Source organism: Aeromicrobium sp., assembly GCF_036676885.1.
In the GTDB taxonomy this organism is placed as follows: Bacteria; Actinomycetota; Actinomycetes; order Propionibacteriales; family Nocardioidaceae; genus Aeromicrobium.
Genome location: NZ_JAKFCB010000413.1, coordinates 1 through 9,107, shown reverse-complemented (window position 1 = coordinate 9,107; position 9,107 = coordinate 1). Strand labels below are relative to the sequence as shown.

At 69.1% G+C, this 9,107-nt stretch carries 9 protein-coding genes and 1 pseudogene; 2 read left to right on the top strand and 8 right to left on the bottom strand.

Going from position 1 to position 9,107, the window contains the following annotated elements; translation table 11 throughout:
• Positions 1-9: 9 nt before the first annotated feature.
• Positions 10-1,017, bottom strand: a complete 1,008-nt coding sequence (locus V6M46_RS19385; RefSeq protein WP_332668129.1) for a hypothetical protein — start codon at positions 1,015-1,017, stop codon at positions 10-12.
• A 138-nt stretch (positions 1,018-1,155) separates the two neighbouring features.
• Between V6M46_RS19385 and V6M46_RS19380 the strand changes: the two genes are divergently transcribed.
• The gene (locus V6M46_RS19380) at positions 1,156-1,563 is read left to right on the top strand and encodes a DUF2530 domain-containing protein (protein ID WP_332668127.1); all 408 of its coding nucleotides are present in this window, start codon (positions 1,156-1,158) and stop codon (positions 1,561-1,563) included.
• 60 nt (positions 1,564-1,623) lie between these two features.
• Here the strand turns inward: V6M46_RS19380 and V6M46_RS19375 are convergent, their stop codons facing one another.
• Positions 1,624-2,370, bottom strand: coding sequence for a DUF3027 domain-containing protein (locus V6M46_RS19375; protein ID WP_332668125.1), 747 nt, complete (start codon positions 2,368-2,370; stop codon positions 1,624-1,626).
• A 61-nt stretch (positions 2,371-2,431) separates the two neighbouring features.
• On the opposite strand from V6M46_RS19375, the gene V6M46_RS19370 reads away from it, so the two are divergent.
• On the top strand, positions 2,432-3,904 hold the full coding sequence (locus tag V6M46_RS19370) for an MFS transporter (RefSeq protein ID WP_332668124.1): 1,473 nt from the start codon (positions 2,432-2,434) through the stop codon (positions 3,902-3,904).
• Here the strand turns inward: V6M46_RS19370 and V6M46_RS19365 are convergent.
• The 6 genes and pseudogenes from V6M46_RS19365 to adh all read right to left on the bottom strand — a co-directional run.
• On the bottom strand, positions 3,824-4,699 hold the full coding sequence (locus tag V6M46_RS19365) for an AEC family transporter (protein WP_332668132.1): 876 nt from the start codon (positions 4,697-4,699) through the stop codon (positions 3,824-3,826). The genes V6M46_RS19370 and V6M46_RS19365 overlap by 81 nt on opposite strands.
• Before the next feature lie 38 nt (positions 4,700-4,737).
• Positions 4,738-5,133, bottom strand: a complete 396-nt coding sequence (locus V6M46_RS19360; protein ID WP_056402941.1) for a cold-shock protein — start codon at positions 5,131-5,133, stop codon at positions 4,738-4,740.
• A 42-nt stretch (positions 5,134-5,175) separates the two neighbouring features.
• Positions 5,176-6,222: a YihY/virulence factor BrkB family protein gene (locus tag V6M46_RS19355; protein WP_332668118.1), complete on the bottom strand. Its 1,047-nt coding sequence runs from the start codon at positions 6,220-6,222 to the stop codon at positions 5,176-5,178.
• 147 nt (positions 6,223-6,369) lie between these two features.
• On the bottom strand, positions 6,370-7,965 hold the full coding sequence (locus V6M46_RS19350; protein WP_332668116.1) for an AMP-binding protein: 1,596 nt from the start codon (positions 7,963-7,965) through the stop codon (positions 6,370-6,372).
• An 84-nt stretch (positions 7,966-8,049) separates the two neighbouring features.
• Positions 8,050-8,439, bottom strand: coding sequence for a DUF779 domain-containing protein (locus V6M46_RS19345; protein WP_442880567.1), 390 nt, complete (start codon positions 8,437-8,439; stop codon positions 8,050-8,052).
• A gap of 10 nt (positions 8,440-8,449) precedes the next feature.
• Positions 8,450-9,107, bottom strand: a pseudogene (gene adh / locus V6M46_RS19340) (aldehyde dehydrogenase); the annotation flags it as partial.

Sequence of the window (9,107 nt, the reverse complement as noted above, 5' to 3'; positions counted from 1 at the left end):
GCCTGGGAATCAGGTGCGGCGACTCGCCGCGGAGGCGATCGCCGCGACCAGCGCGACACCGCCGACGACCCAGAGCCAGATGCTGCCCGCGAAGCCGCTGCCGGCCCGGTTCGCATCCTTCGTCGACCCCGCCTGCTTCGTGGGTTTCGCCGTCGGAGTCGGGACCACCTCGGCCTTGGGCAGCGTCAGCGGGATCCGGATCAGCGCCGAGTTCGCCCCTTCGCTGCCGATCAGGTACGACTTCTGTGACCGCTCGAACGCGATCGACTCGCCCTGCGCCTGCGCGGGGGTCGGAGCCGAACGGATGGGCTTCCAGGTCGTGGCGTCGTACAGGTAGGCGTCGCTGTACGACCGGAGCAACGCGTATCGCCCGTCTGCGGACATCGAGCCGTCGGTGATCATGGCCGGCATGTCGTGGCCGAGTGCCTTCGCCTCATTGGCCCGGTCGGCGGCGAGCTTGCTCGGCAACGCCAGGAGCTCTCCGCCGAAAAGGCCCTTCGTCACGACGCCCTTCGCTCCCGTACGCGGATTGATGAGGAGGGTCTCGACGTCGGCCGGGCCTCCTGGGTAGGTGATCGGGTAGCGCTCGGCAGCAACCGAGTGGTCTCCTGTTCCCGGCTCCGGCAGGGCGTACAGGGCGACATCGGTGCGTCGTTCCTGGTTGTCCCCGGTGTCCGCGACCCACAGCTCGCCGTCGCCGTCGATCGCGATCGCCTCGGTGTCGATCGGGGTGTTCTCGGTGATCGTCGTGGTGCCCACCACTGCCCCCGTCGAGACCTTGATCGCGAAGATGATCGGCTCGTTGCCGGAGTCATTGATCGTGTAGGCCAGGTCGTCGTGCTTCACGCTGATGGCGAGGCCGCTCGACTCGGTGATCCTGGGATCGCTCATCCGGCTGACGATCTCCGGGCCGGCCTCGGCGCCGTCGGCCCGGCGAGCGAGCGAGCTCACCAGCACGACGACCAGCAAGGCGATGAGGAGGCCCGGGATCAGGAGGCGTCGATGGCGCGGATTCATTGCAGATCAGCATGACAGCACGCGAAACCGTGGCGGCCCGCGGCGGTAGGGTGGTGATGTGAGCGAGCGCCAGCGAGTGAACCAACAGAACATCACGGCACCGTCTGCGTACCGTGCCTTTTCCACGCGGGCGGTGCTGTGAGCAACGACGACGAATGGGTGATCCGTCAGGGCGACGGTCCCGAGACCATCGAGCGCAAGATGGGTCATCGCGAGATCGCCCGGCTCGAGCGCGCCGCGCGTCGTCACGAGTTCGGCCGGCCCGAGGTCACCGAGCTCGAGATCGGCCGCAAGACCCACCGGGTCGCCGAGGTCGAGCCCATGGATGTCGACGGGGTCCGCACCATGACGGTCGGCACGATCGTCTGGGGCGTCATCGCGGTCGCCCTCCTGCCGTTCATCGGCACGCTCGACGAGGATGGCCGCACGTGGTGGCTGTGGACCGCGCTCGCCGGTTTCGGCCTCGGCCTGATCGGCATCGAGTACTGCCGCCGGCGCCGCAACGCCCTGCGCATGCAACCCGGCCGTCGCCGCCGCATCGACTGACACGACCGAGCTTGTCACCTCACCGGCGAACGAGTTCTCGGGCCGTCAGACAGCGACTGGCTAGAAGTTGTCGACCTCGTCGACGCCGACGGTGTCGAACACCGGCGGAGGCAGCGCCTGGGCGCTGGCCGAGCGGCTCAGCCGAGCACCGGAGTGCGCGCCACAGCCGTGGTCGAACGAAACGACCTTGCCATCGTCGTTGGCCATGCCGTTGGCGCAGACTCCGAAGCGGTCGGACAGCGGGCCGGCCAGGCTGACCATGAAGCCGCACGAGTGGCACACGCCGGCGGACTGCTGGGCGATCGCGGCGTCGGGACCTTGCTCACCCTCCTGCCAACGGTCGGCGGCGAGCTCGCGGCCCTCGAGCGACAGCACCCACTCGCGGCCGAGGCCGACCTCGCGGGCGAAGAAGCGGTCCGGGGTCTGCTCATCGCCGTCACCGGCGGACCAGGACGGCACGAGCCGGATGTCGTCCTCGTCGGGAGGGAGCACGTCACCGGGGCTGAGGTCGCCCGGACGGATGCGCTCACGGTAGGGCGTCCACGGCGGGGCGATGATCGCGTCGTCGCCCGGCAGCAGGACCACGTCGTTGACCGTGACGCGGTCGCTGTCGGGGGCGCGGGAGATGCTGACCGACCAGTACCAGCCCCGGTAGCCCCGCTTGAGGCAGGTGAAGTGGTGCGAGACGAGTCGCTCGCCATCCTCGACGACGCGCGCGTGATCGCCGACGGTTCCGGCGTCGGCGGCCTCGGCGACGGCCGCGCGGGCAACGTCGACAGCGGCGGCAAGCTGCTCATCGATGGGCATTCATCCATTGTCGCCCATGTCCGGGCGGCCGGGGCTCGCGGGGTGAGGCAGGATAGTCGATGTGGACGGCTACGGAGACGAGGACGAACGCGGACCCGATCCGACACGTCCCCTACCGCCCGAGCAGTCGCGCCTGGGGCGTTCGGCCCAGATAGCCGGCCGGGTCTCGTCCGGGACCGCGCGAGCCCTCGCGAAGGGCGGCACCAAGGCGTTCACCGGCGCTCGCCGATTCACCCATTCCGGCGGCGCCGGCGAGAGCGGATTCTCCCGGCTGCTCGAGATGCACGCGTTCAACACGGCGGGCGACGCCGCGATGGCGATCTCGCTGGCCGGCACGCTGTTCTTCACCGTCCCGACCGACGAGGCCACCGGGCAGGTCGCGCTGTTCCTCGTCCTGACGATGCTGCCGTTCGCGGTCGTCGCACCGCTGATCGGGCCGTTCCTCGACCGGTTCCGCCGCGGCCGCCGGTGGGCCATCGGCGCCACCCTCGCCGTCCGCGCCTTCTGCTGCTGGGTCCTCGCCGGCGCCGTGGTCGACGAGTCGCCCGCGTTCTACGTCGCCGCGCTCGGCTGCCTCGTCTCGTCCAAGGCGTACGGCGTGACGCGCGCCTCGGCAGTGCCACGTGTCCTCCCCCGCGAGTTCACCCTGGTCAAGGCCAATTCCCGCATCTCGCTGACCGGCACCGGAGCGGCCGCGATCTCGGCGCCGATCGCCATCGGTGCCGCCACGATCGGTGCGCCGTGGGCCCTGCGCTACGCCGCCCTGCTGTTCGTCGTCGGCACGATCCTCGCGATCCTGCTGCCCGCCCGCGTCGACTCCAGCGAGGGCGAGGAGCAGGTCGACCTCTCCCAGATCACCGACGCGCCGCGCCGCGGCATCAGCATCACGCACGCCGTCGTCAACGCCCTGCGGAGCAACTCGGGCCTGCGGCTGCTGTCGGGCTTCCTCACGATCTTCATGGCGTTCACGCTGCGCGACCCACCGGACTCGGTCGGCTGGGAGGGCAACGCCACGATCCTGCTCGGCCTCGTGATCGGCGGGGCCGGTGCGGGCAACACGCTCGGCATCCTGATCGGCTCCGCGGCGAAGTCGCGCCGGCCAGAGCGGGTCGTCATCGCCGTGCTGGTCCTCGACGTCGCGGTCGTCGCCACCGTTGCGGTGTTCTTCACGTGGTGGACCGCCGTCGCACTCGGCCTCACGGTCGGGCTGTGCCAGTCGCTCGGCAAGCTCAGCCTCGACGCGCTGATCCAGCGCGATGTCGCCGAGCGGGTCCGCACGAGCATGTTCGCCCGCTCCGAGACCCTGCTCCAGCTGTCGTGGGTCATCGGCGGCCTGCTCGGCATCGGCCTCTTCACGATCGACGCGACCCCGCGCATCGGCCTCCTCGTCACCGCGGCGATCCTGATCGCCTGGCTGGCCTTCGTGCTCAGCCGGGCGCGGACCAGGCCGCCCCTAGGCGAGGATCGCAGCAAGCCCGAAGAGCACGGGTATCGCGACCAGCGTGGTGACCGCGACACTGTCACGGGCCAGTAGCTCCGACCGCTGGAACCTCGACGCGTAGACGAACACGTTCTGCGCGGTCGGCAGCGCCGCCATGACGGTCAGGCCGAACACCTCGTGCGAGTCGAGGCCGAACGCGAACCGCGCCACGACGTACGCCACGGCCGGCATCCAGACGAGCTTGAGCAGCGCGATGACCGCAATCTCCCGACGATGCGCCGAGCCGATCGCGCCGCCGAACCGCAACGAGACGCCGTACGCCAGCAGGGCGCCGGGCACCGCCATGCCGCCGAGCAGCGCGAGGGGCTCGCCGACGATCTCAGGCAGCTCCAGCCCCGCGACGGAGATCAGCACCCCGCACATCGCCCCGACCGAGACCGGATTGCGTACGCCCGCCAGTGCGAGCGCGCCGATCGTCGGGCGACGTCCGGTCGCGTCGAGGTCCAGCACCGACAGGGCGAGCGGGGCGTACACGATCAGCTGCAGCACCATGATCGGCACCGCGAACGCCGCGTCGCCGAGGACGTACACCGCGATCGGCAGGCCGAGGTAGCCACCGTTGGCGTACGACGCCGACAGCGCACCGATCACGACGTGCGACATCGAGCGGCCCCGACGGATCGCCAGCGGCACGTAGACGACCAGCACCGCGAGCACGCTGATCCCGGCGATCGCGAAGCCGACGCCGAGGACGTCACTGACGTCGGTGCGCGACAGCAGGTCGATCAGCAGTGCCGGGGTCGCGACGAAGTAGACCAGGCGCGACAGCACCCGCTGCGAGTCCTGGCCGAGCACACCGGCGTGGGCCAGGCCCAGTCCGAGGGCGATCAGGATCCCGATGACCCCGAAGCCCTGGATGACTCCCGTCAGAGCTCGAGCTCGCTCGCGACGGCGCGAAGCACCTGCGCCGCCGACTTGGCCTTCTTGCCGTCGGGGTGGCGACCGTGCCGGTAACCCTCACCGATCGTGTCGAGCAGGCGGATGAGGTCCTCGACGATGACGGCCATCGTCTCGGGGTCCTTGCGGCGCGCGTGCGACTGCGCCCGGGAGACCGAGGTGACCGGGTCGAGGACGCGTACCTGGAGCGCCTGGTCGCCACGGCTGCCCTGCACGATGCCGAACTCCACGCGGGTGCCGGCCTTGAGCGTCGTGACGCCGTCGGGGAGCGCGTCGGAGCGCACGTGGACGTCCGGTCCGTCCTCCTGCGTCAGGAAGCCGAATCCCTTGTCCGCGTCGTACCACTTCACTTTGCCCGTGGGCATGGCGCTGTCCTCTGGTCGTCGATGGGGTGGTTCGCCACCAGCCTAGTCGGACCGCGTGCGCTCCGGCGGCGGTGGTGGCTGGGGGATGCGGTCCTCGAACGTGACCTCGACGGACTGGAAGCCCTTGTGTCGCTGTGACTTGGCGTAGGCCGCGTATGCCTTCTGGTCGGCCTTCGTCAGGATCACGTTGTCGGTGAACGGCGTCAGCAGCGCCCGGGGATAGAGGTGACGGCGCAGGACGACGTTGACCTCGAGGCCCAGCACGACCATGATCCCCGCGACGAAGATGAAGGCGATCAGGCCGAGGACCAGCGCGAACGTCTCGTTCATCTGGTTGCCGTCGGCCTTGACGATGACCTCGCGGACGTACGTGTTGCCGATCCACTGCAGGCCCTGCCAGAGCAACGCCGTCACGGCTGCCCCGGGCAGCACCGAGCGCCACCCAGCGCGGCCGTGGCTGATCAGCCGGAAGACACTGACGAAGATCGAGATCGTGAGCACGAAGCCGACCAGGCGGATGAGCCATCGCACGGCGGTCTCGAGGTCCGCGCCGACCGCCTCGGGATGGGCGAACAGCGACGTGGCGATCGCCAGGGCCAGGATGCCGGCGCCGCTGATCGCCAGGAAGAGGATGCTGCGCAGCCGGAGGATGATCGGGTTGGCCCGGCTGTTGCGGGGCACGGACCAGGCGATGTTCGCGGCGTTCTGGACCGCCTGGCCCAGGCCCATGGCGCCGTACAGCGCCACGATGGACCCGATGACGATCGCGGTCGTGCTGCCGCTGAGACCCTCCGGCCGGCCGAGCTCGTTGCCGATGATCGGGAACTGGCTCAGCGCGGAGTCGAGCAGGCGATCCCTGAGGTCGGGATTGTCCTGCAGCACGAAGCCCAGGATCGACGACCCGAGCAGCAGCAGCGGGAAGATCGCGATGAAGGCGTAATAGGCGATGATCGCCGCCAGGTAAGGGCCCTGGTCGTCGAAGTACTTGTAGACCACCGCGATCGGGAAGCCGACCACCCGATGCTTGCGCTGGAACGCGTCGAACCGGCCGATCCGTGGCGGCCTCGGCGCCGCAGGACGAATCGTCATGGCAGGCACGGCCCCATTGCCACGACCGCTTGGAACCGCGGCACGGCGTCCCGTTGCAGGTCGTACGCGATGTCCACGCGGCCAGCCTGCCACAGCGGACACAGAAGCAGGCGTACGCCTCGAAGCGCGAGCCCGAACTGGACCGCGTCACTCAAACGGCGGCAGCTCGCGCTTCATGACCTTGCCGGTGGGGTTGCGGGGCAGCTCGTCGAGGAACATCGTGCGCCGCGGCACCGCGAAGCGGGCGACGTGCTCCTTGGCGTACGCCACGACATCCTCCTCGCTCAGCGAGGCGCCCTCCTTGACCACGACGTACGCCGCGAGGGCCTGGCCGAACGCCGGGTCGTCGATGCCGGTGACCACGACGTCGGCGACGTCGGGATGCTCGATGAGGGCGTCCTCGAGCTCGCGCGGGAAGACGTTCTCGCCGCCGGAGATGATCATGTCGTCGTCGCGGCCCGACACGAACAGCCGGCCGTTCTCGTCGAAGAAGCCGAGGTCACCGGTGTTCATGAGGCCGTCCGCGAACGCCTTGGTGTTGCCGTCGGTGTAGCCGCCGAACGGCATGTCGTTGCCGACGTGGATGACACCGGTCTCGCCCTGCGGGACCTCGCGCCCGTCGGCGTCGAGGATCTTGACGTGCGTGCGGAACGGCGGCGTGCCGGCGGTACCGGGGGCCTCCCGCAGGTCCTGGGGGCTGGCGATCGTGACCCAGCCGGTCTCCGTCGCGCCGTAGAAGTTGTAGACCGAGTCGGTGAACAGGTCCATGAAGTGGTTGGCGAGATCACCCGCGAGGGCCGAGCCGCTGCTCGCCGTGACCTCGAGCGACGACACGTCGGTCTTCTCGATCACGACCGGATCGGCGTCGACGAGCCGCTGCATCATGAGCGGCACGACGACCAGGACCTTCGCCTTGTAGTCGTCGATGTCGCGCAGCACCTGTTCGGCGGAGAATCGCCGCCGCAGGACGTACGTCGGCGCGGTGGACAGCCCGAACCCGAAGTTGATGAGGCCCCACGAGTGGAACAGCGGCGCGGCGAGCACCACGGTGGAGTTGCCGCGATAGGGAATCGCGCCGAAGAAGGCGATCAGCGGCTTGAGGTCCGCCGGTTCCTCGCGCTTGGCGCCCTTGGGGAGGCCGGTCGTGCCGGAGGTGAAGATGATGATCTGTCCGTGGCGGGACGGCTTGGGATGCGCCTTGGTCGGCTGGCCCTGCATCAGGCCCGCCACCGTGGGATAGGTCGACGGTGCCGTCTCGTCGGCCCAGCACAACACGATCGAGTCGTCCTCGACGTCGGCGCCGACCTCGAGGAACTCCTGGTCGAGGATCACGAGCTTGGCGCCTTCGCGCTTCGCGAGCTCACCGAGCTGCGAACGGCTCGCCATGGTGTTGAGCAGCAGCACGCGACCGCCGGCCTGCATGACGGCGATCAGCGCGATGATCATGTAGCGGTGGTTGCGGGACAGCACCGCGACGGAGTCGCCGGCCTGAATGCCGCGGTCCTTGAGCGCCTGGGTGAACTGGTTGATCTGATCGGCGAGCTCGGTCCAGGTGATCTGGCCGGCGTCGTCGATGATCGCCAGCTGCTTGGGGAACCGCTTGGCCGCCGCGTTGACCCCCGACGGCAGGCCGGGCCCCCACTTGGCGAGCTGCAGCCCGGCGCCGATGATGCGGTGCGGCAGGACCGGCTTCAACATCCCGATCTGACGGAAGACCTTCAGTGTGTAGCCCAGCTCGCTCATGTAGTACCCAGCTCCCGGTTCGCGGCACCCACGACGCTACTGCGACGGGGCGAACCGGGGAAGTGTAACAACGAGTTACCCCTTTTAGGGCGTGACGTACGTCGCCAGCTCCGCGGTCTCCTCCTCGGTGAACACCCGCGAGCGGATGATGAACCGGTTGCCGGTCGGCCCCTCGATCGAGAAGCCTGCTCCCCTGCCCGGAACCACGTCGATCGTGATGTGGGTGTGCGACCAGTAGGCGAACTGCTCGCGCGAGATCCACACCGGCGCCGGCTCCGGGCCGCCGTAGTCGAGGTCGCCGAGGTGCACGTCCTGGGCGCCGGTCAGGAACGTGCCCTGCGTGAAGCACATCGGCGCCGAGCCGTCGCAGCACCCACCGGACTGGTGGAACATCAGCGGCTGGGCGTGCGAAGCCCGGAGGCTGCGAAGCAAGGTCGCAGCCTCCGGGGTGATCGCCACGCGTTCCACGGTCACGCCGCACTCATCAGAAGAAGCCGAGCTTGTTCTGGTCGTACGACACCAGCAGGTTCTTGGTCTGCTGGTAGTGGTCGAGCATCATCTTGTGGTTCTCCCGGCCGATGCCCGACGACTTGTAGCCGCCGAATGCTGCGTGTGCGGGGTACTGGTGGTAGCAGTTGGTCCACACCCGGCCGGCCTGGATGTCGCGGCCGGCACGGTACGCCGTGTGGGTGTCTCGCGACCAGACCCCGGCACCGAGGCCGTACAGCGTGTCGTTGGCGATCTCGATGGCCTCGTCGTAGTTCTCGAAGCCCGTCACCGAGACGACGGGTCCGAAGATCTCCTCCTGGAAGATGCGCATCTTGTTGTGGCCCTGGAAGATCGTCGGCGCGACGTAGTAGCCACCCGACAGGTCGCCGCCGAGGTCGACACGCTCGCCGCCGGTGATGATGCGGGCGCCCTCCTTCAGGCCGATGTCGAAGTACGACAGGATCTTCTCGAGCTGGTCGTTGCTCGCCTGCGCACCGATCATCGTGTCGGTGTCGAGCGGGTTGCCCTGCACGATCTGCTTGACCCGGTCGGTCGCGGCGGGCAGGAACTGCTCGAGGATCGAGTTCTGGATCAGGCCGCGGCTCGGGCACGTGCAGACCTCGCCCTGGTTGAGGGCGAACATCGCGAATCCC